Raw genomic sequence first — 26,740 nt, 5'->3', positions numbered from 1 at the left:
CGTCCCCCTACTTCGTTAAGAAAAAGTTAAATAGTTTCGTATATTCCTCAAGCAATACATCCGTCATATTTTTAAACACATAACCGAGCATCGGTACACTCATTGCAATAAACAAAATACCACACGTAATTTTAATAACGTACGCATTCATAAAAACGTTTAATTGCGGAGCGTTTTTTGCGATTAAAATTAAAACAAAGTTAATGATGAACAAACTTCCCATGAGCGGAAGAGCAATTTCAACCGCTGATGTAATCGCAAATAATAACGTTGCAAGTAGACTATCTAAAAAACTAGTCGTCAACAATTTTGAAATCGCCTCTGTATATTGAAACGACTTTAAAATCGTGGCAACGAAATAATTAATGCCGCCAAGTGAAATAAAAATAATGAGAAAAAATATATCAAAAATGGTTGATAGTAAAGTAGACTGTGAACCTGCATTTACATCAAACAAACTTGCTTGTGATAAACCGATATCAAAGTCTAAAATATGCCCGGCCATTTTCGGAATGTTCCACAGCATTTCTACAATTTTTGAAAGTGATAATCCAATTACAATTTGCGTACCTGCATAAGCTGCAACGTCCCAAACTGTCTTAATGTGAGAAACATCAACTTGATCGGCCACTGTAATGGATAGAGCAAGTCCAAATGTAACCTTCGCCATCGCTGGAATAGATCGACCAGAGAAAAACGGTAAAAAATATAAAAATGAAGTAATGCGGCAAAACGCAAAAAACGTCGCCGCCCATAATTCCATATTCATTTCAGTTCCCCTATCTTAGTACGAACGCAATAGCGATGGAATTTTATCAAATAAATCTAAAATAAGCGTCGTTAACTCTTGAAACATCCACGGACCTAAAATGATAATAACGAGTACAATACTCGCCATTTTCGGTAAAAACGTCAGCGTCTGCTCTTGAATTTGCATCATCGCCATAATGACAGCGATGATAATAACGACAATCATACTAACACCGGCAACCGGCATTAAAATCATAACCCCTTTATAAAAAAAGGTTTGAAAAATATCTATAATTGGTGACGTATTCATTTATATGACTCCTATCACATAGCATCAAACACTTCAGGCGACCGTTTTAAACATAATGTCGACGATTTTTGTATATCCACCTAAATATACGAAAACGAGTATTTTAAACGGTAAACTTAAAATCATCGGCGGTACCATCATCATCCCGAGGTACATTAAAAGTGTACTAATAATCAAATCTATAAATACAAACGCTAAATAAATGAACATCCCCGTTAATAATCCCTTTTGGATTTGCGTTAACGTAAAGGATGGTACGAGCGTAAATAGTGAAAGATCTTTTAAATCTTTCGGCAACTCTTCTCCGCGCACTTTCAGCATCATTTTTAAATCATGCTTATATGTATGCTTTGACATATACTCTTTCATAATCGGCGCTGTCGTTTCCGCAGCTTGGCTTACCGTTATTTTCTCTTTCGTCATCGGATCCCACACATCGCTCTTTAGCTGCCCAAGAACAGGCTGCATCGTAAAGAGTGATAAAAATAATGCAAGTCCAACAAGTACTTGGTTCGGTGGTAAATTCATTACCCCAAGTCCTTGACGTGTAATCCCAAGAACAATCATAAAATAAGTAAAATGTGTAAATAATAGAACGATAGATGAAGATAATGATAAAAGGGTAACGAGCGCAAATAGCTGTACACTTGAATTACTCGTAAACTCTTTTCCATTTTCGAAATTAATAAAACCGTTTTGGGCTGCATACGCTGGATTTACAAAAATAATTGAAAAAACGATAGAAAATACGAAAATAACGGCTAATAACGATAACTGTTTCTTTATTCTCATGATGGATCCTCTACTTTTTTCGTTTCACTCTTCACCGCGTCTTCTAGCGCTTGTTGAAACTGATTTCCTGTTCCTGTTAATTGCACAGATTGTACACCGTTATTACTAATAACAGTGAACACTTGCTTGCCGTCTACTTCAAATAAAAAGGCGCTCGTTTGATGATTTAAATACACGCCGTCCTTCACTTGAATATGGCCATTTTCACCTTGTTTAAAAAACTGCTGCTTGCGCGTCTTTTTCGTCATATAATATGCACCGTAGCCGAGCGCACCAAACAGTAAAACGACTTGAAATAAGGTCGTCATATACGACATATGACTCCTCCTCTACTCTTTATCTTGCATTTGACTTTGCGCTTTCATAAGCGCAGCTTGCTTCTTGTCAGCTTCAATTTCAGAAATGATAATACCGAACTTCTCGTCCATTACGATCGCTTCCCCGATGCCGACTTTCATATTACTTAAATATACATCTACTTTATGTCCTAAGTTTTTCTCTACTTCTAGAACATCGCCAACTTTTAATTGCTTCACGTCACCGAGCGTAATAGATGCCTTTCCAAGCTTTACACCAAGTTCAATCGAAATATCTGAAACAGTATCAATATGTGCTTTACTTGCTTCATTTCGCTTTCCTGCAAATTCTTCTAATCCCATTAATGACACAGGAGATACTTCATGCTTCATATGGATCCTCCTACTCTACAAAACTTTTAAATAAGAGCGCCTTACGCGTTCCATCTTTTCCAATAAAACAATTAAATTTATGCTTTCCATCTACATAACCAAGTAATTCATCTGAAACTTTCGTATGAAGCGGAATAATATCGCCCTCTTCAATTTGTTCAATCTCGCCCATCGTCATCTTCTGCTCACCAATTGCAACGTGAACTGGTTTATACACTTGATTTACTTTCACTTCTACTTCAGACGTATACTTCTTACGTTTATCTGAAGAATGTTCAACAATATTTTCAGACGTTAACTTATCCATAATTTCTTCAACAGATAAGAACGGAATCCCGATACGCACCGTCGTATTCCAAAAATCCGTTTTCATATTTACGTTTAGTAATGAAATAATATCACTTGCTGTCGTAATCTTAAGTGCATTCGGATCTGTCTCCGTCGTTACAAATGTCGGTTTAATCGCTACAACACTTTCAAACGATTGCTCTAAATTTTTACATAGAAGCGCAAAAATATTATCAAGCGTTAAAAACTCGAATGCAGTTAACGGTCTACGCATCGTAAAATTACGTTTACTATCCCCGCCAAGCCAGCACTCATGAATGTAAATAACAAATGCTAAATCAATTTCAATAACAATTTCTCCAAGCTCTGGAAGTCCGAGATCAATGACGCAATATAAATAATAATCTTTCGGCATTTTCTCCACATACTCACTCGTAAATGGAACTTGCTCCACTGTCGAAGGCTCTAGTTCAATTGGAATACGCATACGCGCAGATAACGACTGTGACGTCTGTTTACCAAACGTAGAAGCAATCGCTTGCAAACTACGTAAATGTTCCACACCGAACTTCTCCGGTCTATTAAAATCATACTCTTGAAATTTATCTTGCTTCCCTGCTTCTTGTGCGAAAGCTGGCATTTCCTCGCCTTCATTTACCGCCTTCAGCAGGGCATCAATTTGCTCTTGGCTTAATTTATCGCCGCTCATGAAAATCCCCTTCCCTACCTTTTCAATTCAACGATTTCAACGTACATCTTTCCATTCTTCGTCAAAATCTTTCCGGTTCCAATCTCTTCATTCTCAAGCATAAGACGCACCGTATTTTTCGTTGAATTTTCAAGACGATACAATGTACCTTTCGTAATATGAAGCAGATCTTCAATTTTCTTTTTCGTATTTCCGATTTCAAAATAAATTGTTAACGGAATATCATCTTGTAATTTCAATCTAGCCACTCCCATATCATGTTTACGAAAATTTCATTTTCTCTCTATATATGAAACTTCTTATTTCGAAACGTCGATATTTAATATTTTTTTAATATATCCTTGCGTTTCTTTAAATGGAGGTACCCCTCCGTACTTTCTCACATTACCAGGACCAGCATTATAAGAAGCAAGCGCTAATACTAAGTCACCGTTATTTTTCTTTAAATAACCGCTCAACTCTTTCACGCCGCCTTCAATACTTTCAGCTGGTGAAAATGGATTTTTTATACCCATTTCTTTCACATTCGCTGGCATAAGCTGCATAAGTCCCATCGCACCTGCATGTGACACCGTTTTCGGATTAAAATTAGACTCTACTTCAATCATTTTTTGAATTAACGTTTTCGGAATTCCGTATGTACGACTTACTCTATCTATAATATCCTCATACTTCCCTTCATTTGAAGAACGTATTTTTTGAATATTATACTTCTTCGTTAATTCCCACGTATCAACAGCCTCATTTTTCGTTTCCGGGAAACGTCGTTCAAACTCTTTTTGCGCAACTTGCACTTCATCAACTTTCTTCGTTTCAGGCTTTTCTTCCGGCTTACTTACTTCCTCTACTTTACTAGAATCACCTTTATTAACGAGCGTTTCTATTTTCGTAGATTGTACCGGCTGACTCATATCCTCTACTTTAGCCGGTTGCGTCGTAGCCTTCGTCTCCTTCATAGGCTCGCTCTGCAACTTTTCTTGAAACCTACTACTAACGAAAGCCTGCGGACTACTTAACTTTTGCTGAAACTGTCCTTTTTTATATGCAAGTACTTCTTTTACTATATTTCCAACTACCATAATATCACCTTTTCGGTAAACAAAGATAATCTAATATTAGAGTTTTTTCGTAAAGTTTGCAATAATCCTTTGCAATTATATTGTAATAAAAAAACGACTAAATTGTTAAACTGTTATTTTTTTATATTTATTAATTCAAATTTTCAGTTGACACCCATTATAGCAAGGCTTACAATAAATTCGAAATCGATTTTTTCGCATATTACCGTTTTTCAATTTGCAGAAAAGTCAATATAAAAAAATGGGGGTTCTTTTACATGAGAATTAATACAAACATTAATAGCATGCGTACACAAGAGTACATGCGTCAAAACCAAACTAAAATGAGCAACGCTATGGACCGTTTATCAAGCGGTAAACGTATCAACAACGCTTCTGACGATGCAGCAGGTCTTGCAATCGCAACTCGTATGCGTGCACGTGAAAGCGGATTAGGTGTTGCTGCTGATAACACGCAAAACGGTATGGCATTAGTTCGTACAGCTGATTCAGCAATGAACTCAGTATCTAACATCTTACTTCGTATGCGTGACATTGCTAACCAATCTGCAAATGGTACAAACACTGATAAAAACCAAATTGCTCTTCAAAAAGAATTTGGTGAGTTACAAAAACAAATTGATTATATTGCAGGTAACACTCAATTTAATGACAAAAACTTATTAGATGGATCTAATTCGACTATCAACATTCAAACTCTTGATTCTAGTGATGAAACAAAACAAATTAGTATTCAATTAAACAATGTTTCTGCAAAATCATTAGGAATCGCTGAACTTAGCATTGGTTCAAGTCGTGTATCTGTAGATACTAAAGCTAAAGTTGAAACAGCTATGGCTGCTCTTGCATCTACTACAACTGGCAACCATCAAGAAAAGGTAGCTGCTGCTAGAGAGAATTTTGATAAAGTAAAAGACACTCTAAGTAGTGCTGATGTACAAAAAATTACAAAAGCATTTGAAGATTATTCAACTGCAACTGATAAAACTGCTGCTGCTGCTAAAATAGGCTCAGAATTTGCTACAATTAAAGATAATATTAAAACTACTAGCATCTCTCAAAAAGATTTAGATGATGCAACTGCGGCAATCCCAGCTACAGCTGATGCAGATGATACAAATCATGCAGCAAAATTCAGTGCTGCTATGGAAGCATTTGACAAAGTTAAATCTTTCTTAAAAGAAGAAGATTTAACAACTTTGACTGAAAAGATTACAGCTTATAATGAGGCGAAAGCAACTACAGGAACTGGTGCTAAAACACTTGATGAAGCTAAAGGGGAAGCTGCTGCTGCACTTCAAACTGCATTCAGAGGTGTTTTAGACAAAGATTACATCCCAGTTGCTACTGGTAATGAAGATAAAGAGCTTGCATCAAATCCATTAGCTGCTGTGAAAGCAATTGACGCTGCACTTAAATCTATCGCTGACAATCGTGCAACTCTAGGTGCTACATTAAACCGTCTTGACTTTAATGTAAACAACCTTAAGAGCCAACAATCAGCTATGGCATCTTCTGCTTCTCAAATCGAAGACGCTGACATGGCGAAAGAAATGTCTGAAATGACTAAGTTCAAAATCTTGAACGAAGCTGGTATCAGCATGCTTTCTCAAGCAAACCAAACTCCACAAATGGTTTCTAAATTATTACAATAATCCATTTGAGTTAGTTTCCTGAATAAACCTCTCTGCTTGCGGAGAGGTTTATTTTTTCTATATAAATGAATTATTTATAAAACCTTTCTTTTTTTAGGTGGAAGAGAGCATCTGCGATGTGTAGAAGCGGTCAGTGCCTATTTTAATCCCCTCTTAAGTTAAAACACAAATAGCAAATGAGCATAAGCCTTTTAATCTTTTCATGACCGTTTATTAGCTTTAAAACACTAACTATATCAATCTATAAGGAGTGTCTATTATGCGTATTGGTACGAATGTTTTGAGTATGAATGCTAGGCAATCACTATATGAGAATGAAAAACGTATGAATGTTGCGATGGAGCATTTGGCAACTGGTAAGAAGTTAAATCATGCTTCTGATAACCCTGCAAATGTTGCGATTGTAACTCGTATGCATGCGAGAGCGAGTGGTATGCGCGTGGCAATTCGAAATAATGAGGATGCGATATCGATGCTTCGTACTGCGGAAGCTGCTCTTCAAACTGTGACAAATATTTTACAGCGTATGCGTGATGTAGCTATTCAATCTGCTAATGGTACAAATTCAAATAAAAACCGTGATTCACTAAATAAAGAGTTTCAATCTTTAACAGAACAAATTGGCTATATTGATGAGACGACTGAGTTTAATGATTTATCCGTATTTGACGGACAAAACCGTCCTGTTACGTTAGATGATATTGGTCATACAGTAAATGTAACGAAACATATCTCCCCTTCCCCTACACAACATGACATCAACATTTCAACAGAACAAGAAGCAAGAGCGGCGATTCGTAAAATTGAAGAGGCACTACAAAATGTATCACTCTACCGTGCCGATCTTGGTGCTATGATTAACCGTTTACAATTTAATATCGAAAATTTAAATAGCCAAAGTACAGCGTTAACAGATGCTGCCTCTCGAATTGAAGATGCGGATATGGCACAGGAAATGAGCGATTTTTTAAAATTTAAATTGTTAACCGAAGTTGCACTTAGTATGGTTTCACAAGCGAATCAAATTCCGCAAATGGTATATAAATTACTGCAATCATAATTGTCATTCCACTCTTTGAAACGATTCCATACAAAAGCAAAAGGGAAATACATATAAACTATGTATCTCCCTTTTATTTTGTACCCAATACTTTTATGGTGCTACCGTCATAACTTGTCCTCTACGGTCAATCCTTATTTTCATTTTTCCGTCTTGTGCGTTATATAGTCCTAATTTATTTAATTCTGTTTTACAATCTTGTACGAAAGTTGGTAATTTACGAATTTGATCGACGTCAGAACTTTTAATGAAATAAACTAACTGTTGCGTCATATCTTTCACATCTTGCACAAGTTCTTCTTTTTCTCGTTTTAATCGTTCATTTTCCGATCGTAGCGCTCTCAGTTCACTTTCCAGGTTACTTCTATTAGACTCTTCTTTAAAATGCCCTGCAGCCATGCTAGAAAGCTTATAAATACCTTCCATAAACTGATGCAGTTCATCCTCTTTTCTTTCACTATGTTGACTAATTGTCTCAAAGTTATCAACGATACCAGATATAACTGTTACGAGGCTTTTTTCACTCTCTTTATGCTGGATTTCCTCTTTTAATACTTGATTGTTTTCTTTTTTCATTTCAACGATTGTTTCTTTTACAGGTGTATATTTTCGTTTTCGTCCTGGTTTTTGTTTTTCAATATTTTCAAACGGTATTTCACGTTTTTTTAATTTGTAATACGTATTTTGTAATTGACTTTCTGTTTTCGGGAAAAGATTTAGTTCGTTTTTACTAACATATTTTGAAATATTAATAATGTTTAAACTGTGACGTTGGCAAAATTGATACACTTCATACAGTAACTCTAGTTCAGACTTGAGCCATGTGATCGTTGATTTTTCATATGCTCGCATCCCACCATGTTTTTCTACATCTATTTGAAATAATACCATTCTATTATGTAAATCAACTAGTTCTTCATATTTTACTTGGAATTGTTTTTCTATTTTTTTAAATTCCGCTTCTAGTTGCATATCGTTCATTTTATTATTTGACATGTTTTGTAAGAGACTTAATACATTGATTGCTGTGTGGTGATACATAATCTGTGCCACTCCCCCTCATCCTTTCACAATTCTCATCTGACTCCCATGTCTTTTTAGAAAATAGAAATTTTTTCATATCCATATTATAACATTTCGAAATTGTCTGTCAAATAATAAACATACAAAAATGTATAGAAAGTATAGAAATAGAAAAAGATTTTTTTATTCATATGCATAATTGCATATGAATCACTTTTAATTATATTATATGGTATTTAGAATGTAATTTCACCGAAAAAATTTGCGTTATCACGAAAAATTACTAAAATAATCCAAAGATACATTTTTATATTTTCAAATCAAAAATCTTCAAATAAAGATTGTTCATACATACAACCACAAACACTCCAAAAACGCTCTATCTTTCCACCTATACAGAGTATAAAACACTAAAAAGGAACTAACCAATACTACACATGGCTAGTTCCTTTCTCTCCACTAAAAGAATAGAGTTATAAATAACATCTACAAAACTTCAATTGAAATCTCACATCGTATGGGGCACTACTAAGCACTGACCGCTATCACACACGGCTAGTTTCCTATTCCAGAAAAAAGTAGAAAATTGTTCACTAGTTCTTCTAAAAAGCTCTCGGCGATCCACTTCTTCCATTCCCCCTAAAGCCTGCTCGACATCTCTGTTCTGAACATGGCATGGGACTCTATTAGGCACTGACCACCACCACACATGGCTAGATCCTCTATTCCAGCTAAACAGAATAAAATTGTACACCAACTACCACTCTCGATGTCCCACTTCTTCCGTTTAGCTAAAAAACTAGCTACATATCTCTGGTCTCACATCGCATGGGGCTCTATTAGGCACTGACCGCCACCATATATGGCTAGAGCTTCTATTCCAGCTAAAAAAGCTTTTAAAGCACTAACTTATCTACTAAGCCGATTAACTCTTGAATATCTGGCTTACTTACTTGCGCATTTGCTCCGACAGCTTCGCCTTTATGGAATAATTCATTTGTAATTAAGGAAGAGAAAATAACGACTGGTAAACGATTCATAATTTCACTATCTTTAATTACTTTCGTTAAATGGTGTCCATCCATTTTCGGCATTTCAATATCCGTAATTAACAGGTGAATATGTTCAAACATTTTTTCTCCTTGCTCTTTCGCTAGTTTTTCAATTTGCGCTAACGCTTCTGCACCATTACTGAAGAAGTTCATTTTCGTATATCCAGCTGATGATAATGTTTCTTCTAATATTTGACGAAGCATTGCTGAATCTTCCGCAATATAAATAATTTTTTCACCGCGATCTGTTTTTTGTTCTAATTTTGAAAGTGATTTATTATCATAACCAGTACCGCTAATTTCACATACAATTTTCTCGTAATCTAATAGTAAGATGATTTTTCCATCTAGTTTTACAATACCAGATGTCGTTTCTTCCAGTCCCATAGATAATGAAGCTGGTTCATCAATTTGCTCCCAAGAAATACGTTGAATACGATGCACTTCATCAACGCGGAAAATCACTTTCATTTGGTTTAATTCTGAAATGATAAATTTCGTTTGATCAAGTGGCTTTGTCGATTTTAAATTAAGAGCTGTCGCTAAGTTAATAACTGGTAAAATTTCACCACGTACTTGAACAACACCTTCAACTGCATGATGAGATTCTGGCACAGTTGTAACAGGGAATGGATTAATGATTTCACGTACTTTCATTACGTTAATACTAAATAGGTTTTCACCAACAGTATATGTAACGATCTCTAATTCATTTGTTCCGCTTTCTAATAAAATACTTTGCGCTTGTGACATAAAGGTGTCGCTCCCCTTTCATTATTTCCGTATATCTAATTATTAAGCTTTATTAAAACGAAAAAGTCAACTACCTATATAAAAAATATAGATAGTCGAACAATTCATTTCTTTATTTAAAAAGACAATTACTCTTGTATAAACGAAGCAAGTGCTTCTAATAACACTTCTTGCGCTCCTACAATTTCTGTCGGCATCGCTTCCCATTTTTTCGAAAGCTCTGTTTCTACTCTTATTCTTAACTCTGCATTCATTACTTCTAGCACATATTCTTTCGTTGCTATATCAACATCCAGTAGCGCAAGTGCATATAGTTCCGGATCATTTATTTTTTCAAATAATCGTTTTAATACTGCCGGTGCTATATGTTTTAATTTTTCAATATGAATCTCTTTATCCGAAAATAGCAACTCATATTGAATGAATGTAACATTTTCTTTCATCACTTTAAAATAGCAATTATTTTTTTTATCATTTACAAAATAACCGTTCGGATCAGCAATAATACTCTCTACTTTACGAATTAAATCTGGCAAACTACTCGCCGTCATGACAGTCCGCTGCTCAACCTCACTCGGCGAAATGAATGTAACGCGATACTTATTCTGCGCCATCCTCCTCACCTCTCCTTTTATAGAAATCTATCGCCACAAATAAACTTATTAATCTACCAAACACGTTAAGACCACAAGCATTATTCATACTACACTTCGCTTAAATCTATTTAAACTACCCTAGTAACTCTACATATCTCTGGTCTTAAACAACGGTCGAGCACCACATAAGCCCCGACCGCTACCTACAACCGTCAGACCCTCTCTCAAAACCTAAAAAAATTTTAAGAGCTTTTCCAACTACACTTACCTCTTCTTCAACTAACCTAACGACTCTACATATCTCTGGTCTTAAAACATCGGTCGAGACTCTATTAGGCACTAACCGCCACCACACATCGCCAGGTCCTCTCTCAAAACCTAAAAAAGAGCTTTTAAGATCTTTTTAAGATCTTTTCAGTAACTCGATGTTATTGAACCAAAACGCTATCTGCTGATCCGCAATATCCGGCAACGTAACAAAAAACTCACGGCACTTCATTTCATCTTTAAACAGTTGATACTTCCACTCACCTTCACTACCAACACTTACGAAATAAAATTCGTGAATACGGCCAATGATTGCTTGTTTTTCACCAAATGAATAGGGAGGCACTTGCTTAATTTCAAATTGATCTGGTAAATATACATGCTCTTCTCGTTCCATTTTTAACACTTGCTCAGCAAGGTCACGTTTATTTTCGAAAAAAGGCAATTGTAAAATTCGCTCTTGTCTTGTCATACGAATGAAAAACCCTTTCTACTACATTACAATTTTTCTTTATTATATATTATCGAATTAAGTTTACAACTTCATTTAATACTTCATCTGACACTTTAATTACTTTCGCATTTCCTTGGAATCCACGTTGGTATAACATTAAGTCAACGAATTCTACAGATAAATCTACGTTTGCACCTTCTTGTGCAGCACCACGTATTTTACCTGCACCGTTTTGACCAGATGCACCAAGTGCTAAAATACCAGTTGTATTCGTCGCTGTATAGTTACCGTTACCTGTTTTCATGAGTCCGCCTTCGTTCGGGAACATCGCAACAGCTAATTGACCAGCAGCTTTCATACTTCCATCAGAATATTTTACCATCACATATCCACCATCAGCAATGAAGCAATCTTTAACAGTCGCCGCTGCTCTACCATCTACGCCTGTTACTGATAATGTTTTATCTGTCGGATGATTCGTTAAATTACTTAAGTCTAGTTTTATATTGCCGCCATTAAATGGAATATTAGCTGCTTGCTCTTTCGGACTGGGATTTCCAACAGCATCAAATGTCATATTACCGCCTGCACCTTGAACATCCTTAAACTCTTCTTTTTTTGAATCATTGCGCATCTGTACTTTATATGAATAATTATGTTCACTCGTTTGTGTAAACTCCACACGCATCGTCCAAGTGTTACCAGCATTATCATATATAGGTATCTCTTGTGATATTGCTTTTGCATCAGCTGGAATATTCCCTCCAACTACTCCTTTTGATGTTCGAATACCACCAATTGCAGTTCCCATTGGAATTTGTAACGGTCCTGGAATACCAGATAAATCAACTTCACCAGTTGCTTCATTTGCAGGGTATGCAAATACGTATTGTCCTTCTGTATTCGTAATATAGTAATCTGAAGATATCCCGAATGTACCTTTTCGAGTAAATTCCATATTACCGCCTTTTGAATCACCTACTACGAAGAAACCATTCCCTTCCATTGCTGCTTGTGTTTTTCCACCAGTTAGCGTAATGGTACCATCACTATAATCTGTAACTGTACCGCTCATTTTCACACCGTTACCGATACTTTTCGGATTCGTTCCTGCGTAATTACCATCACCTTTTGCACCAATTGAGTTATTATATAGTAAATCATCGAACATTGCTTTTTGTTTTTTATAACCTACTGTTTGTGCATTGGCAATATTATTTGAAGTTACACTTAATGCATTTTGTGTTGCATTCATTCCTGTAATACTTGTATATAACGCTTTAATCATAACGTATGGACACTCCTTATGAATTTGTAGTTTTTTCTTCTTCCGTTACTTTTTGATCGTCTTTCTTCGCATCTTCTGGATTCGTGTCTCCAATTGGTTTATCAGACACTCTCTCAACGAAACGAAGGGATACAACTTTATTATCAATAACGAGCTGTACCTCATTATTTTCTGCGAGGCGAACTGTTTCTACTTGACCAGTGACTTTTTTACCATCACCGTCAACACCTCTTACGTATTTCCCTAAAAACTTCATTCCACCATCAAGCGCTGTTGAATACATTGTTGATTGCAGTTTATCTACCGCTTTCGTCATATTCTGTACTTGTTCCATAAGAGATAATTGTGCTGTCTGATTCATCATTTGATTCATATCCATCGCATTAAATGGATCTTGATGTTGAAAGCTCGCTAAAAATAATTTTAGAAAATCATCTTTCCCCATTACACCAGGAGTCTTTTGTTCTCCTGCTGATACTCCATTCATTTGCCCTACTGCCGGTTGTGCACCGTTAACAGATGCGTTCCTATTCTGCGCTCCTGCTTGTAATGGAATATGGTTTGTACTCGTTGTATTTAATCCAACTGTTGGCACGCTTTATTCCTCCAATAATCCCGCAAATTCTTTTGATTTTTGTTTTTCATGTTTCGTACTTGCTAATTTTTGTTTTTGCCTTTGTTCGTGTTCTCGCTGCTCTTTACGATTTTCATCTTTATCTGCATAGCTAATTTGAATGTTGATTTCTTTTTCTTTTAACTTCAATCTCAACTCATCAAAAATGATTTCCACACGTTTTTTCGCATCGTGTTTTTCCATTTCTACGTGAACATCAATTTGATCTCCATGTTTTTTCATAAACACTGTTAATGTACCAAGTTTTTCTGGATTTAACTGAAATAACACACGTTCTTGTTTCACTACAAACTTTTGCAAGGCTTCTACTTGTGCTTCCATTTTCTTTCCTAAGTCAGGCAATGAAACTTTCTCAGCCCTACTATTGGATTTTCCTATTTGATCGGTACTCGTCGCTTTATTTAATAACTCCGCACCAGCAGAATTCGAATCGTTAAATACATCACCTTCTGGCAACTCTACCTTGACATCTTCACTTTCAGCTTTCGGAAGATCTCCATCTAAGTCTTTAGGCTCTTCTTGTTTTTTTGCAATATTACAAGTTTCTGTTTCTACTACTTTCAATACTTGCATCATTTGCTCTGGCATCTTCACTTTGTCTAAAACCATTTGCATTGTATCTTCTAAACATATAGCATTTTTGATATTCATATTGGAAAGAAGTTCTTGTAATTGTTGTAATTCACCTGCAGGTAATTCGTTAAGTTTTATATTTCCATATTCTTTATATAGCTCTTGTATTTTTTGTATGTATTGATATAACAATTCTGGCTGCACACGTAATTGCTCAATTGCAACCATTTGCTCAGATACAGCTAACAATAACTGTTCTGTCTCTTTTTTTTCTTCTTTCTTTACACTTGGCTCTTCTTTCGTTTCCGGTTTTTTAGAAAGAATGTTTTCTTTTCTATCTTCTGGTGCATCTTCTCGCTTTGTTTTCTCCGTTTTCGGCTGCTTTGTATTTTCCATTCTCATCGCATGATCAAATGAAGAATCTTCACTTTTAGATTGTACTTCTAGCCCTTTTTCTTTTTGCGGAGGTAAACTTTGTTGCACCGGTAATACAGACTGTATCACTACATTCACCTCATCCATTCATACACATTTTCAAATCAAGAAGCATTTTTTCTTCCTGCTTTTCTCGTATTTTCGCAAGCTTTCTACAATCTTCTTGATACATCTCATCAATGACACGTTCTTTTTCTTTTACTTGTTCTAAAAGGCTTTCATTTTTTCGAATAAAATCTTCTGTTTTTTTAATTTTCCGATTCCATTCTTCTATTCTTTCAGGTGAAAACGTATGTGACGAAAGCATGCCAGCCATTATACGTTGCCCAGCTTGTACGACTTTACTACGCGATTTTACAACATATAAATCATATTCTTTTTTTTGTTCTATTTTTCTTTTTTCAGCTGTTAATTCATACACTTCTTTCAAGATCTGTTCTTTTTCTTGATTTATTTGCAATTTGATCGTGTCGTACTGCTGCTTATCCACCTGTTTTCATAGCCCCTTCCTATTATAACGTTCTCTTTTTCTATTATATAGTTTTTTTCCAAAAAAATCTGTGAAATATTAAAAAACAAAAAAATAAGACCTGCGAAGCGCAAGGTCTTATACTATATGGTGCATTGCTTCAACGATATCGGTAAATTGGAAACTATCAGATCGACCTTGTTTTAAAAACGTATTTATACCTTCTACTTTATTTTTACATTCAAAAATATAAGCATTTTCTTCATTTTCTTGAATCGTTCCTAATTTAAAATACAATTCATTTTCTTTATAAATAGATAAAATTTTTCGCATTTCATTTGCCAGTTGCCAATGAGTTGGTGATACGATTTCTTCCATAATCCGACTTACTGAGTCTAGTACGGAAATAGCAGGATAATGGCTGAGCGTTGCAAGTTCACGTTTTAATACAATATGTCCATCTAAAATACCACGTGCTAAATCTGGTACCGGACCGTTTAAATCGTCTCCATCAACGAGTACAGTGTAAATACCTGTTATAGACCCCTTTTGTGTTTTCCCAGATCGCTCTAACAGCTTCTTCATATAACTTTCCATTAAAAGTGTTTTACCACCAATCGGCAACTCTTTAACAGCAATATCAACACTTCTACGCGCATCAGCAAAACGAGTAACAGAGTCCATCATAAGTAGTACGTTATTACCTTCGTCTCGGAAGTATTCAGCAATAGATGTTGCAAGCTTAGCTGCACGAAGCTGCATAAGGTGACTTTCATCTGACGTCGCTACGACAACGACGCTTTTCCTCATACCTTCCTCGCCTAATTCTTTTCGAATAAAATCTTTTACTTCCCGGCCACGTTCTCCTACTAAACTAATAACGTTTATATCCGCTTTTGCATTTTTCGCAATCATGCCGAGTAAAGTAGATTTCCCAACACCAGACCCAGCGAAAATACCGATCTTTTGACCGATACCAATTGTTAACATGGAATCAATAGATTTAATTCCCGTTTCAAATACGTCAGTAATCTCTTCACGTTCAAACGCATGAATAGGCGGAGCATCTAGTTTTATTTTTTGCAGCGGAATGTTTTCAGCGTTCTCATTTAACACTTCACCATTTGCACTTAACACTTTTCCGAGCAAATGATTACCACGAGGTATAACAACATCTTCTGCAATTAATGTAACGGAATCTCCGTAACATACTTTTTCTGTCTGTTCAAACGGGAGTAACATATTGTTCTCTTTTTCAATTGCAATTACTTCACATAAGACGTTATGTTCTCCAACGAGACAAACATCACCGATTTTCGCCTTCGGTCCCTTCGCTACGAAAAACTGCTCTTGCACACTATGAACTTTACCGACTTTCGTATAAAACGGTGTTTCAATAAATGTATTCCATTTTTGGTTTTCATTCATTAATAGTCGATTCATACATTTTGCTCCTCAAATAACTTCTCTTCTTCCCATTTTTGGCGAAGTTTCGCAAATATAGGTGCAAACTTAAATTCAAAGAACTCTTTCTCCTCTTCTAGAACAAATTCACCGAACTGTAAGGAGAAATCATATTTCCATTCTACTAATTGTAGCAACCAATATTCTTTCGTATTTTCCTTCTCTTCTTGAATTCGTTCAAAAGTTTCTGGATGTACGGTAATAACTAGTTTTTCAAACGAAGTAGGTAACGTTTGCACGATGCCAGTTAAAATAGGTAACACATCAAGCAATCTAGTATCTACTGCTTGATTCACAATTTTTTCTGCTAGTTGGAAAGATTGATCCCATAATAATTCTGTCCATTCGTATGCAGTTTCTTGTTGCTCTTTTTGAAACTGCTGACGTGCCGATTCTATTTCTTTCATCTGCTGCTGAACGTGCATTTGAAATTGTTCTTGATCATGTAATAGCTGCTGACGCTCTCGTTCTAATATTTGCTGCTCTTGCCTTAGCTGATTTAGTTCAACATGTAACGATTGTTGTTGCGCAAGAAGTTCTTCATGATCTACTTGTATTTCTTCTACGTGAACTGGTATTGGTTTTGGAAATTGTAATTCATACGTTTCTTCAGAAAAAGAAACAGAATTCTTCGGAATTCTGTTTTTAAATAAGGACATCATCTTCACCTCTTTGAACGATAATTCTTCCTTCTTTCTCTAGCTTTTTCACCGTACCTGTAATCGTTTGCTGCGCTTTCTCAGCATCTGTCATCTTAAGTGGCCCTAAGCCATCTAATTCTTCCAGAATCATCTCTTTACGGTTTGAAGACATACATGTAAATAATTTCTCTTTAATTTCTTCTTTTGCAATTTTAAGCGCTTTTGCAATGACACCGTTATCCGTAATTTCCTCTAACACACGGCGAAGCGCAAGATCTTCAAGACCAAGTAAGTCTTCAAAGACAAACATATTTTCTTTAATTCTCTCAGATAACTCATAATCAACTTCATCCAGCTTTTGAAAGACTGTTTTTTCAACGCCTCGTGAAACGTTATTTAAAATGTTCACAATTGTTTTTAAGCCGTCTGTTTTATTGATGGCACTAAATGCCATATTATTTAATTTCGCTTTTAATAGCTCACCAATTTGATTAATGAGTTCACCGTCAACTTGTTCTAGTTTCGCAATACCCATTACCGTTTCTACTCGCTTATGATCTGGCAATCTCTCAATTAATTGAGAAGCAAGTTGCGGTTTAATGTAAGAAGCGATAATTGCAATTGTTTGTGGTGATTCATCATTAAGCACTGTAAGAAGTGGCTCTAAATCTGTCAGTGAATTTAAGAATTCAAATGGATTATCTTTGTTGTACCAAAGGTCTTCCAATAATTTTTCAAGCTCGTCTTCTGGCATATTTTTAAATATGCGACGAATGTACTCTTTATCTGGAGTGACTAAGTTCAATTCTTTTACATTTAGTTCATATAAGAACTCCCCTAGTACATTCTCTAACGTTTCTGGTTTATATACACGAAACTTCGCGATTTCACGAAGCAACACTTCTTTTTCCTCAGCCGTCATATATTCAATGACTTTTGCTGCCACCTCTTCATCTAATGTACGAATGAGGATGGCAGCTTTTTCTTTGGAGGAGATTTCATCTAACATCGTTGTTCCTCCCTTACTGTCCGTTTAACCATTTTTTAATTACTTTTGCAGTACCTTCTACATGTTCTTTCGTAGCATCCTGCACTTGTTCATCTAACGTTGGTTCTTTCGGTTCTTCTGGCTCAGGTTTTGGCTCTGGTACTATTTTCTCTTCCGGAATTTCCATAATACTTTCACTACTTGCAGCAACTTCCTCTTCTGCTAAGTATTCTTCATATTCCTCTTCTTCTTTCTTTCTCTTACGTCTTGCTAAGAAGAACCATATTAGACCAAAGAGCGCTAATAAGCCACCTGTAATACCACCGAATAACCACCAGTTTATACCACTTTCTTCTGGCTCTTTCTTCTTCTCTTCTTTCGGCTGATCAAACTGAACAGTTACAACGTTAACTTGACCATTTGTAAAGTTTCCATTCGGGTCAGCTTGAAGCCCAGCAGCTGTGCCGATCGCTTCTTTGAAAGTTGTCATATCAATTCTTCGTTTTACTAACGTATCATTATCTACCCATACAACAACATTTGTTTTCGTTAACTCTGGGTGTTTCTTAATCGTTTCAACTGTTTTATCTATTTCATAGTTTTCGATTTTGTTACCGTTTTTATTATCGTAGACGATTTTGCCATTTTGATTATTGTTCGTACCGTAGTTCGGCACTTCGCCGTTCGCTGTAATACCAGCACCTTGCTTCGTATCTGCACCTTCTTGCGCAGTAGAGCTTTCCTCTTGCTCTTGTTTACTACGAAGTACACCTTTATCACCATATTTTTCAGACTGACGTGTAACTTCATCGTAGTTTACAGATACTTTCGTATTCACTTTATATTCATTCGGCTTAAACATCGTCATTAATGTTGCATCGATATCTTGCTTTAATTTACCTTCAATTTGGTGCTGCATCTCTACTTCTTTCTCATAAGAAGAGGAACTAGTAGCATGTGCTTCATCTGCCCCTTTTGAGATAACACCTTTTTTACTATCAATCACACTTACTTCTTCTGCTTTTACACCAGGGACTGCTGCACTGATCATTTGCTGTATACCCGCAACTTGATCAGCCGTTAATAGTTGACCACGCTTTACACCAACCGTAATTGCAGCTGTTCCTTTTGCTTTTTCTTCATCAAAAATTGTCTCTTTTTCAGGTAATGTAATTTGAACATTTGCCGTTTCAACTGTCGCAAAGTTTCTTACAATGTCTTGCTCTAATTGCTTTTTCGTACCGACAATTTGCTTCATTTTTTTATCTTGCTCACTTGAACCGAGCGAGCTTTCTAATAAAATTTCCTCACCGCTTTTTGAGTTAAACGGTAAGCCCATTCCATTCATTTCTTTTCGAACCCATGGAGCATCATTCTTTTGCACACGAATCGAACCATCGGCTGCTAATTGGTAATCGACACCTAGCTTCGATAATTCTGCTGTAATCTCTTGCTTATCTGCATCATTTAAATTTTGATATACAACAACATATTTATCTGGCAAGGTGAAGTATAAAAGTGCTCCTGTTACAATTGCTAAAAGCGCAGCACCAATGACTAACTTATGCCACGTTTTTAACGATTGGAAAACATTTTTTAACTTTTCCATTTAAACACACCCGTCCATTTTTCTAAATTTGCATATTAATTAGTGACTTATAATTTTCAATAAGATTATCACGTATAAGAGCAGCCGTTTTCATTTGAGACTCAGCCTTCTTTTGCTGAATTAAAACGTCATGTGTTTCTCCTACTCCTTTTGTTAATAAATCATATACAGCTGTTTGCGCATTGTTTTGTGTTTGATTCATATCTTCCAATAAATCGATAAACTTCTTCCCCTCGACTACAGATGTTTGTGTATTTTTCGGTGCACCAATTGACTGAATCGCGCCAAATGGCTGTGTATGTAACATTGGTTGGATTTTCATCTTCCCATATTCCCCCTTTATCCTCGGCCGATTTCTAAATCTTTATCCAGCATTTTTTTATTCGCATTTAATACACTTGTATTTGCTTCGTACATTTTTTGAGCAACCATTACATTCGTCATTTCAGCAGTCACATCAACATTCGGATACCGCACATATCCTTCTTCATTTGCATGCGGATGTGTCGGATCATACACTAAGTTTTCAGTTTTGTCTGCCTCAATACTTTTTACTTTCACCCCGTTAGTCGGCGCACTGTCTAACATATTCGCAAAACTATTATTTGATTCAAGCACTACACTACGGCGCTCATACAAATTTGCCCCCGGAGCTGCCGTTGTATTGGCATTTACAATATTATTTGAAGTAACTTCCATCCATTTTCTCGCTGTTGTTAGCCCTGATCCACTTGCATTAATTGCCTGAAACATCGTTGTCTCTCCTTCTACTATTAACGTCCGCGAGCTGCTTGGTTAATTGCATATTGTGTATTAATTGCGTTAATTGAAATCCCATACAATTGGTTTGCTTTCATTAAATCTAGCATTTCTGTCGTTACATCCACACTATTTCCATCTTTATTCGTTTGCATTGACTTCGTTTGAATCTTTGCATATGTGTTTTTCGTATTTACCGTCGGTAAGTGCATTTCATTCGTTTGATATAAATCTGCATTAGTTTTTAAATCCGCAGTATTACTCTTATATAATGCACTACTTTTATTCATTTGCTCAGCAAATGTAACGTCTTGTGCTTTATAGCCAGGTGTATTCGCATTTGCAATATTACTAGAAACAGTATTTCGTTTCGTCACTAAATAATTCATATAATGGCTTACATCAGTCACTAAATCTGGCATACTCCACACCCTTCCTTTTTAACTTATCATTTTGACATAATAATCCACTGATGGAAGTTTCACTTCATTATTTAATTTCTTATATGTATTTATTAAAATATTAACTATTATGTACCCTTACATATTTTATTCCATTTTTACATTGTTGTCTTTAGAAAAATACAAAAATATAAAAAAGAATACAAAAAAACTGTATACGCGTAGTAATCTATATAATATTTCAACATATTTACGACTAGCCGCAGATTATTTTTACATTATTTAGATTACTTTTATTTTTTACAGTCATAAAATGAAACCTCAATCAGCGGAATTCTTTATTTACATGAAGGAATGGATCCCCTTTTTATAAGGGGGATCCGTTTCCACACTTTATAGTTAATATTTACCGTAAAATGAATTTGCTTTCATTCGCCCATCATTTGTCATAATCATTTCTTCCAAAATCTTTTGCTTATCTCGAATATGCTGTGCTGCCTTAATAATGAATGGACTTACTTCTGCCGCAACTTGTGCCCGCGTTTCTTCATCCAATGTCATCATCCAGCGATTTAACATCGCACTCTTCTCAGCAAACTCTTCATCTGACACTTGCAATTCACCGATTTCATTAAAACAGCCGACAAATGCTCGATAAATATCATTGTTCATTTTCAAGCGCTCCGCGATAACCGTCTATTAAATCTTGTAGCACTTTCACAATTGCATCAATGTCTTTTGCTTCACGTGTTACTTTCATCGTTTGAATTTGAACACTAATCCAATCATATAAACCATAAAGGCTATCATATAAATCTTTCGTAATCTCAGGGTTTAATTGAAGCTTTAATTCTTCAAAAATACGTTCTAACTTCTCAAGAAGTGCATCTCCCTCTTGTAGTTTAAAAGTATGTAAAAGCTCTTCTAAATTACGAAACTCTACAATGCATCTTTCATAAATAAAAATTGTATTTTTAATCGGATTACTCGTCATAATATCATTTTGCATATAACGTTGCCATGCTTGCATACGATCACTTCCTCAACTTTCATTAATCATCACTTTTTTGTTTTGTCATTGCTTTAATTGTTTTTAATTGGCTATCTAGTGCCGCTAATGTACTTTCTAGCTTTTGATACTTCTTCACAATTTCATCTTGTTTTTGCAAGTTTTGTGCTTCAATATCTTTAATCTTTTTATCTAAATCACTTACACGTGAATCAATACTTTTTACTCGTTCTCCTACTACACCTTTATCACCAAATAATTTTTCAAGTGGTTCTTCCATCATTTTCCCTAATCCGTTAGAACTAAAGAAAAATTGCTTCGCTGCATCCGGCTTCTCTTTTAACGCTTTCGTTAATGCTTCATCATTAACTTCCATCGTTCCATCTTGCTTTAATTGAATACCAAATGAGAATAAGTAATTACCATCTTGAGAGAATGTTACGACGCTATTCATCGCTTGGCGTACACTTTGCATAATAGCTTGACCTTGGAACGCCCCGCCTTTACCAGCAAAGATATCTACTGTAGAAACAGCTTTATTATAATCCGCAACCATTTTTTTAATAACATTTGCTGCGTCTGTTACGTTTGAGTCACTTACTGTAAACTTCAGCTCTATCCCTTTTGCTTGCGCCTCTGTTGTCTTTGGATCAACCTCTGTACTTTCTCCGTCCGGACTTTCTACTGGCTTTTCCTCTACTTTTTGCTCAGTTATTTTTAATAATTCAATTTTCACACCTGGAAGGGCTTCAACTGTATTAGTGGAGCTGCTGCCTGTAATACCATTAATCGTATATTCAGCATTTTGCGCTTCATTGATTATATGGATCGCTGCACCCTTCTCATTAGCTAACCCTATATCTTGAAAAAATTTAGATGTGTTCCCCTCAAAATTAATTACTCCATCTTTTCCTTCTTTTTTTGAGGTCATAAAAATTTTATTTCCAAGTGTGTAAGCTGATACACCATAATCTCCATCATTAATTTTATTAATTAAATCCTTATATGTCATATCAGATGTTATTTTTAGTTCTTTATCACCTAGTTTTAATGTTTCATCTCTATTAAGCTTTGCATCTATATCTTTAATTTCATCAGAAGCTATTTGATGGCGCTGCGCAAGCTGTGTAATCTTCATATTAAAAGTTCCCGCAATAGCTCCACCATCAGCTTTGACATTAATATAACCGTCTTGTGATGTTGTTACCTTTTTCTCATTCCCTTTAAAAGCCGCTAAATTTTTAAATGTTTGCGTGAAAGAACTGAATTCCGATTTTAAACTTGTATATAAAAGTTTATCTTGTGAAAGGCTATTCTTTTCAGTTGTATACGGTGTTTTTCTCATATCTAACGCATTCATTTCTAATTCAACGAAGTTAGAAGTATCGATCATGTTATTTCCGAGATTCCAAATCTGTTGTCTACCGCCAATACCTGTTATCGTTCCTGCCATATTTCTCACTCCTTATTCTTTACATGTAGTCTAAAATACTCGTTTTACTCATCGTGCTAACCGCTTTAAGCGTCGCTTCATACGTCGCGTTAATATACGCCAAGTCAGAAATTGCTACCGCTAAATCAACATCTTCAATTTCTTTACGATTTTCTTGAAGTGCTAGATTTTGCTCGCTTAAAATTGTCTTAAACGTCTCTACAGTGTTCATCGTTGCTCCCACTTCTGTTGTACGGTTAATAACACCATCCAAGTTTTTCTTATTTTCCGTTAAAATCGGTTGCAACGCCTTTTGATCACCACTTTGCATCGCATCTTTCATCTTTACTAACGTTTGAATAACAGGGGTTAGTAAGTTCTCGCCATTACGAAAAGCTTTAATTTCATAACCGTCATTTAGCTTCCACATTACATCTTTTTCGCCACCTTGGTATGTCCCATCATCCGCAAATGGAGGTTTCTCTGCACTATTTCCACCAAAAAGATAACGACCTTGCTCTTTCGTATTCGCTAAATATACAACTTGTTTTAAAATTTGATCGATTTCGGCACCGATTGCCTTTAATTCTTTTTCACCATTTGGTCCATTTAATGCTTGTATTGTTAATTGATCCGCTCTCGTTAAAGATTTCACAATGCCTGACAATGTATTTTCTGTCTGACTTAACACGTTTTTAGAATCCGCTATATCTTTTTGCATTTGTTCAATATTCGCCAATGAATGTTGAATTGCAAATGATTTACTTGCCGCAAGCGGATCTTCACTCATAAGAAGATTTTTCTTCCCTGAAGTTACTTGATTTCGATGATATTGCTGTTGCACATTTAAATCCATTAACTGATTCTTTGCCCAGTTTGCATTTTGAAATGTAGATACTCTCATTTCTATCTCCTCCTTTATCTATTGAAAATTGATTGGAAGGTGCAACCGGAACTATTTCCGGCTTTCCTCCATTCTTCCTTATCCGGCAACCGCCCTGTATCTCTGGTCTCACACCGATAGGTCCTCTACTAGGCACTGACCGCTTCTACACTTCGCTGGCCCTCTCTTCAAACATAAAAGAAAAAGGTTTTGTTTTTACCTCTCATTCATCGCTATACAAAAGGTGCTACAAAGCGATCCATTCTCAAATCAAGGTTGTTTCCTCTTCTACTTTATCTGGCACCCGCTCCATATCTCTGGTCTCACACCGATAGGTCCTCTATTAGGCACTGACCGCTTCTACACTTTGCTGGCCCTCTCTTCAAACATAAAAGAAAAAGGTTTTGTTTTTACCTCTCATTATCTAATGATTGAAAACAGACTATCAAACACTTCATTCATCGTTGTAATAGCTTTAGAATTCGCAACGAAGTATTTTTGGAAGGCCATTAAATTAACCATTTCTTCTTCCATATTCACGCCTTCGATACTCATCTTTTCTTGCTGAATACCTTCTAATAAGTCTCCATGAATTTTTTGATAACCGTTCACTTCACTTTTATCAGATGCTACCTTCACTATGAATTGGTCTAATGCTTTTTTATATGAAAGACCATCTTTATAATCTTCATCTGTAATTCCTGCCAATTTATTTGCAGTTTCAGCAGATATTTTCATTTTTGAAAAATCATTCGCAAATTCTGGATTTAATTTCAACTCTTTCGCATAATCTCCAACGAAGAAGTCTTTTCCCATCACTGTATTTACTTGGTTTTTCACTGAACTCATTAACTCTTCAAGATTTTTCTTATAACTAGCAATCTGCCCTTTCGTATCAATCGCTGATTTTATTGCCCCACTAGTTAAAGGAATTTCTGAACCGTAAATTTCAACAGACATAGGTTCTTTCGTTTTATTTAATTGCAATGGATATGTATCTTGTCCATTCACTGTTAAAACGCCATTCATTCTAACACTTGCGATATTAGGATTCATAGATTCATAAGATACTTCTATATTGGCATACTTAGACATTTCTGTAACGATACGGTCACGTTCGTCTAAAAGTTGATTTGGCACTTGTGTACCAGCTTGCCCAATTTTTTTATTCGCTTCTGCTAAGCTTTCAGCAAGACGATTAAATTCATTGACATGCGCTTCAATATCTTCTGTCGTCTGCGCTTCTACTGAATCTAAATTTTTCGCAAGTTTATTTACCTGACTTGTAAACTTCCCAGTTTCAGAAATTAGCGTATCATAATAGTTTGATTGATCTGGATTTTTTGCAACTTCTCGAAAAGCATTAAAGAATCCATCCATTAAACTAGATAGTGAGTTTTTGCCTGTCGTTCCTACCATAGACTCTACTCGTGATAAAACCGAGTTCTTATAATTATAGTAAGAGAGCTGAGATAATTGGTCGTTAAACTGTTTCGTCTTTACTTCATCTGTAATTCGATCAACACTTAACGTTTGTACACCATAACCAATTCTCTGTTCTGGTGTATGACCATTGCTCGCTCCAACAGATCCGTAATTCACCATTTGGCGCACATAGCCAGGTGTATGAATGTTTGATAAGTTTTGTTTCGTCGTTTGTAATCCCATTTGGGCCGCTAACATACCCGATAACGGGGTATTGTAATCAGATAATCTCATAATGCTTCACTTCCCCTTTACAATAGTTCATTCATAAAGATTTGCGAATTATTGTTTCGTTCTAAGTTATATTCAGAAACTGAATCCACAATACTTTCTGTAGTTTTTAATAGTACGTTTAAGTAATATTGATTTTTCAAAAGAAGCATTTTTACATTTTCTTCTAATCCAATTAAGTTTTTTTGTAATTTTTCCATTTTCTCAATTTCTTCTTGAGAAAAATACGAAAATAACGCACTTACGCGAAATGATTCCACTCCCTGTTCTTTACAAAACTGAACAACCATTTCTTCAAATGATCTCGATAATTGTTTTAAACCTTCAATGTACTGCAATTGCTCTACTTGTAACTTTTGAACTGCATTTACATTTTTATTTTTTAAATTCTCATATATTTGTTCTCCAAGCGTTTGAATGTTTTCATATGCTTTTTGAATAATAACGAGCTTTTCATATAATTGTATATACATATAGCTTCCTTCCCTTTTACAAGACTAAATTTACAATTAAACCGTGGATTTCTCCAATTTGATTTAACATTTCTAAATGTCCCGTTTTTGTATTAATTAAGTTCATAACATCTTCTAACTCATTCAATCCCATTTCCGCCTGCTTTACAATCGTCATTTTCTGTGAATAGCCATAACGCGGATGACGAGACATGACATCTTTATATTGCAATACATTATCAACGTAAAAATTCAAAAATGATTTTACTGTATTTTTGTATTCCATTACGTTATCAAGTGTTAATTCCATTTCGATTTTTTCTTTAATTTCTCCAATATTATCAACAAACGCTTCCATTTGTTCTAACAACTTATCTTTTTTCGGATCTGCATGCAAATTATCCGAAAATGCAAGTCCAGTCCTGACATTTGCTTCTTTCGGCATTTGAGTAGCAGGCGGTATATGCGATAAGATTGGATTATGCGAGATTGAACGCAGCATATATATCA

Annotated in this window: 32 protein-coding genes; 2 read left to right on the top strand and 30 right to left on the bottom strand. The window is 35.5% G+C overall.

Annotation, left to right across the window (positions count from 1 at the left end):
• Positions 1-7: 7 nt before the first annotated feature.
• Genes ACTFSI_RS08640 through ACTFSI_RS08605 form a run of 8 tightly spaced genes read right to left on the bottom strand, consistent with a single transcriptional unit; the run spans position 8 to position 4,617 of the window.
• On the bottom strand, positions 8-769 hold the full coding sequence (locus tag ACTFSI_RS08640; protein ID WP_001055697.1) for a flagellar biosynthetic protein FliR: 762 nt from the start codon (positions 767-769) through the stop codon (positions 8-10).
• A 15-nt stretch (positions 770-784) separates the two neighbouring features.
• Positions 785-1,060 (bottom strand): flagellar biosynthetic protein FliQ, encoded by a 276-nt coding sequence (locus ACTFSI_RS08635; RefSeq protein WP_001098085.1) that lies wholly within the window; start codon positions 1,058-1,060, stop codon positions 785-787.
• 33 nt (positions 1,061-1,093) lie between these two features.
• Complete coding sequence (locus tag ACTFSI_RS08630; RefSeq protein WP_001220586.1) at positions 1,094-1,852, bottom strand: flagellar type III secretion system pore protein FliP; 759 nt, start codon at positions 1,850-1,852, stop codon at positions 1,094-1,096.
• The gene (locus tag ACTFSI_RS08625; RefSeq protein ID WP_000121176.1) at positions 1,849-2,169 is read right to left on the bottom strand and encodes a hypothetical protein; all 321 of its coding nucleotides are present in this window, start codon (positions 2,167-2,169) and stop codon (positions 1,849-1,851) included. Before ACTFSI_RS08625 ends, ACTFSI_RS08630 begins: the two co-directional genes overlap by 4 nt.
• Positions 2,170-2,181: 12 nt before the next feature.
• Positions 2,182-2,541 (bottom strand): flagellar motor switch protein FliN, encoded by a 360-nt coding sequence (fliN, locus tag ACTFSI_RS08620; RefSeq protein WP_000680021.1) that lies wholly within the window; start codon positions 2,539-2,541, stop codon positions 2,182-2,184.
• Positions 2,542-2,551: 10 nt separating this feature from the next.
• On the bottom strand, positions 2,552-3,538 hold the full coding sequence (gene fliM, locus ACTFSI_RS08615) for a flagellar motor switch protein FliM (protein WP_000012183.1): 987 nt from the start codon (positions 3,536-3,538) through the stop codon (positions 2,552-2,554).
• Between the two features lie 14 nt (positions 3,539-3,552).
• Positions 3,553-3,777, bottom strand: coding sequence for a flagellar motor switch protein FliN (locus ACTFSI_RS08610; protein ID WP_000775712.1), 225 nt, complete (start codon positions 3,775-3,777; stop codon positions 3,553-3,555).
• Positions 3,778-3,837: 60 nt separating this feature from the next.
• Positions 3,838-4,617, bottom strand: coding sequence for a lytic transglycosylase domain-containing protein (locus ACTFSI_RS08605; protein ID WP_440045323.1), 780 nt, complete (start codon positions 4,615-4,617; stop codon positions 3,838-3,840).
• Positions 4,618-4,874: 257 nt separating this feature from the next.
• Here ACTFSI_RS08605 and ACTFSI_RS08600 point away from each other — a divergent pair, with 257 nt between their 5' ends.
• Positions 4,875-6,272 carry a flagellin N-terminal helical domain-containing protein gene (locus tag ACTFSI_RS08600; protein ID WP_440045322.1) on the top strand — a complete coding sequence of 466 codons (1,398 nt, stop codon included), beginning with the start codon at positions 4,875-4,877 and terminating at the stop codon, positions 6,270-6,272.
• Between the two features lie 259 nt (positions 6,273-6,531).
• Positions 6,532-7,332: a flagellin N-terminal helical domain-containing protein gene (locus tag ACTFSI_RS08595; RefSeq protein WP_440045321.1), complete on the top strand. Its 801-nt coding sequence runs from the start codon at positions 6,532-6,534 to the stop codon at positions 7,330-7,332.
• A 93-nt stretch (positions 7,333-7,425) separates the two neighbouring features.
• On the opposite strand, the gene ACTFSI_RS08590 is transcribed toward ACTFSI_RS08595, so the two are convergent.
• The 22 genes from ACTFSI_RS08590 to ACTFSI_RS08485 form a co-directional block, all read right to left on the bottom strand.
• The gene (locus ACTFSI_RS08590) at positions 7,426-8,373 is read right to left on the bottom strand and encodes a DNA-binding domain-containing protein (protein WP_197225795.1); all 948 of its coding nucleotides are present in this window, start codon (positions 8,371-8,373) and stop codon (positions 7,426-7,428) included.
• Between the two features lie 878 nt (positions 8,374-9,251).
• On the bottom strand, positions 9,252-10,160 hold the full coding sequence (locus tag ACTFSI_RS08585) for a chemotaxis protein (protein ID WP_000075951.1): 909 nt from the start codon (positions 10,158-10,160) through the stop codon (positions 9,252-9,254).
• Between the two features lie 128 nt (positions 10,161-10,288).
• A complete protein-coding gene (locus tag ACTFSI_RS08580) occupies positions 10,289-10,774 on the bottom strand; it encodes a hypothetical protein (protein ID WP_000068333.1) in 486 nt (161 codons plus the stop codon).
• Between the two features lie 385 nt (positions 10,775-11,159).
• Positions 11,160-11,495, bottom strand: a complete 336-nt coding sequence (locus ACTFSI_RS08575; RefSeq protein ID WP_000198164.1) for a DUF3964 family protein — start codon at positions 11,493-11,495, stop codon at positions 11,160-11,162.
• 49 nt (positions 11,496-11,544) lie between these two features.
• Positions 11,545-12,765, bottom strand: a complete 1,221-nt coding sequence (locus ACTFSI_RS08570; protein WP_139895799.1) for a flagellar hook protein FlgE — start codon at positions 12,763-12,765, stop codon at positions 11,545-11,547.
• Positions 12,766-12,781: 16 nt separating this feature from the next.
• The gene (locus tag ACTFSI_RS08565) at positions 12,782-13,360 is read right to left on the bottom strand and encodes a flagellar hook assembly protein FlgD (RefSeq protein WP_001143468.1); all 579 of its coding nucleotides are present in this window, start codon (positions 13,358-13,360) and stop codon (positions 12,782-12,784) included.
• A 3-nt stretch (positions 13,361-13,363) separates the two neighbouring features.
• Positions 13,364-14,476 (bottom strand): flagellar hook-length control protein FliK, encoded by a 1,113-nt coding sequence (locus ACTFSI_RS08560; RefSeq protein ID WP_440045320.1) that lies wholly within the window; start codon positions 14,474-14,476, stop codon positions 13,364-13,366.
• 10 nt (positions 14,477-14,486) lie between these two features.
• Positions 14,487-14,897, bottom strand: a complete 411-nt coding sequence (locus ACTFSI_RS08555; protein ID WP_000360867.1) for a hypothetical protein — start codon at positions 14,895-14,897, stop codon at positions 14,487-14,489.
• Between the two features lie 117 nt (positions 14,898-15,014).
• Positions 15,015-16,319 (bottom strand): flagellar protein export ATPase FliI, encoded by a 1,305-nt coding sequence (locus ACTFSI_RS08550; protein WP_044790345.1) that lies wholly within the window; start codon positions 16,317-16,319, stop codon positions 15,015-15,017.
• Entirely contained in the window at positions 16,316-16,999 is a 684-nt protein-coding gene (locus ACTFSI_RS08545; protein ID WP_000051719.1) for a FliH/SctL family protein, read from the bottom strand. Before ACTFSI_RS08545 ends, ACTFSI_RS08550 begins: the two co-directional genes overlap by 4 nt.
• A complete protein-coding gene (gene fliG / locus ACTFSI_RS08540) occupies positions 16,986-17,990 on the bottom strand; it encodes a flagellar motor switch protein FliG (RefSeq protein WP_000883352.1) in 1,005 nt (334 codons plus the stop codon). The genes ACTFSI_RS08545 and fliG overlap by 14 nt, the downstream gene beginning before the upstream one ends.
• Positions 17,991-18,003: 13 nt before the next feature.
• Positions 18,004-19,578 (bottom strand): flagellar basal-body MS-ring/collar protein FliF, encoded by a 1,575-nt coding sequence (gene fliF, locus ACTFSI_RS08535; protein ID WP_061184043.1) that lies wholly within the window; start codon positions 19,576-19,578, stop codon positions 18,004-18,006.
• Between the two features lie 22 nt (positions 19,579-19,600).
• Positions 19,601-19,900 (bottom strand): flagellar hook-basal body complex protein FliE, encoded by a 300-nt coding sequence (gene fliE / locus ACTFSI_RS08530; protein ID WP_440045319.1) that lies wholly within the window; start codon positions 19,898-19,900, stop codon positions 19,601-19,603.
• Between the two features lie 17 nt (positions 19,901-19,917).
• The gene (flgC, locus tag ACTFSI_RS08525) at positions 19,918-20,331 is read right to left on the bottom strand and encodes a flagellar basal body rod protein FlgC (protein WP_440045318.1); all 414 of its coding nucleotides are present in this window, start codon (positions 20,329-20,331) and stop codon (positions 19,918-19,920) included.
• Positions 20,332-20,351: 20 nt separating this feature from the next.
• The gene (gene flgB / locus ACTFSI_RS08520) at positions 20,352-20,759 is read right to left on the bottom strand and encodes a flagellar basal body rod protein FlgB (RefSeq protein WP_001113121.1); all 408 of its coding nucleotides are present in this window, start codon (positions 20,757-20,759) and stop codon (positions 20,352-20,354) included.
• Positions 20,760-21,137: 378 nt separating this feature from the next.
• Positions 21,138-21,410 (bottom strand): hypothetical protein, encoded by a 273-nt coding sequence (locus tag ACTFSI_RS08515; protein WP_001058066.1) that lies wholly within the window; start codon positions 21,408-21,410, stop codon positions 21,138-21,140.
• A complete protein-coding gene (locus tag ACTFSI_RS08510) occupies positions 21,400-21,768 on the bottom strand; it encodes a flagellar export chaperone FliS (RefSeq protein WP_001149522.1) in 369 nt (122 codons plus the stop codon). The genes ACTFSI_RS08515 and ACTFSI_RS08510 overlap by 11 nt, the downstream gene beginning before the upstream one ends.
• Positions 21,769-21,790: 22 nt before the next feature.
• Positions 21,791-23,200 carry a flagellar hook-associated protein 2 gene (locus ACTFSI_RS08505; RefSeq protein WP_000929229.1) on the bottom strand — a complete coding sequence of 470 codons (1,410 nt, stop codon included), beginning with the start codon at positions 23,198-23,200 and terminating at the stop codon, positions 21,791-21,793.
• A gap of 19 nt (positions 23,201-23,219) precedes the next feature.
• Positions 23,220-24,083, bottom strand: coding sequence for a flagellar hook-associated protein 3 (locus ACTFSI_RS08500; protein ID WP_001266396.1), 864 nt, complete (start codon positions 24,081-24,083; stop codon positions 23,220-23,222).
• Between the two features lie 399 nt (positions 24,084-24,482).
• Positions 24,483-25,781 carry a flagellar hook-associated protein FlgK gene (gene flgK / locus ACTFSI_RS08495; RefSeq protein ID WP_001239723.1) on the bottom strand — a complete coding sequence of 433 codons (1,299 nt, stop codon included), beginning with the start codon at positions 25,779-25,781 and terminating at the stop codon, positions 24,483-24,485.
• Positions 25,782-25,798: 17 nt separating this feature from the next.
• On the bottom strand, positions 25,799-26,251 hold the full coding sequence (locus ACTFSI_RS08490; protein ID WP_000275907.1) for a hypothetical protein: 453 nt from the start codon (positions 26,249-26,251) through the stop codon (positions 25,799-25,801).
• Between the two features lie 16 nt (positions 26,252-26,267).
• A complete protein-coding gene (locus ACTFSI_RS08485; protein ID WP_000946323.1) occupies positions 26,268-26,732 on the bottom strand; it encodes a YaaR family protein in 465 nt (154 codons plus the stop codon).
• Positions 26,733-26,740: the final 8 nt, after the last annotated feature.

This window comes from Bacillus cereus group sp. MYBK101-2 (assembly GCF_051918845.1).
Classification (GTDB): Bacteria; Bacillota; Bacilli; order Bacillales; family Bacillaceae_G; genus Bacillus_A; species Bacillus_A paranthracis.
The sequence above is the reverse complement of the archived record's forward strand: the minus strand, read 5'-3'. Positions and strand labels throughout refer to the sequence as shown.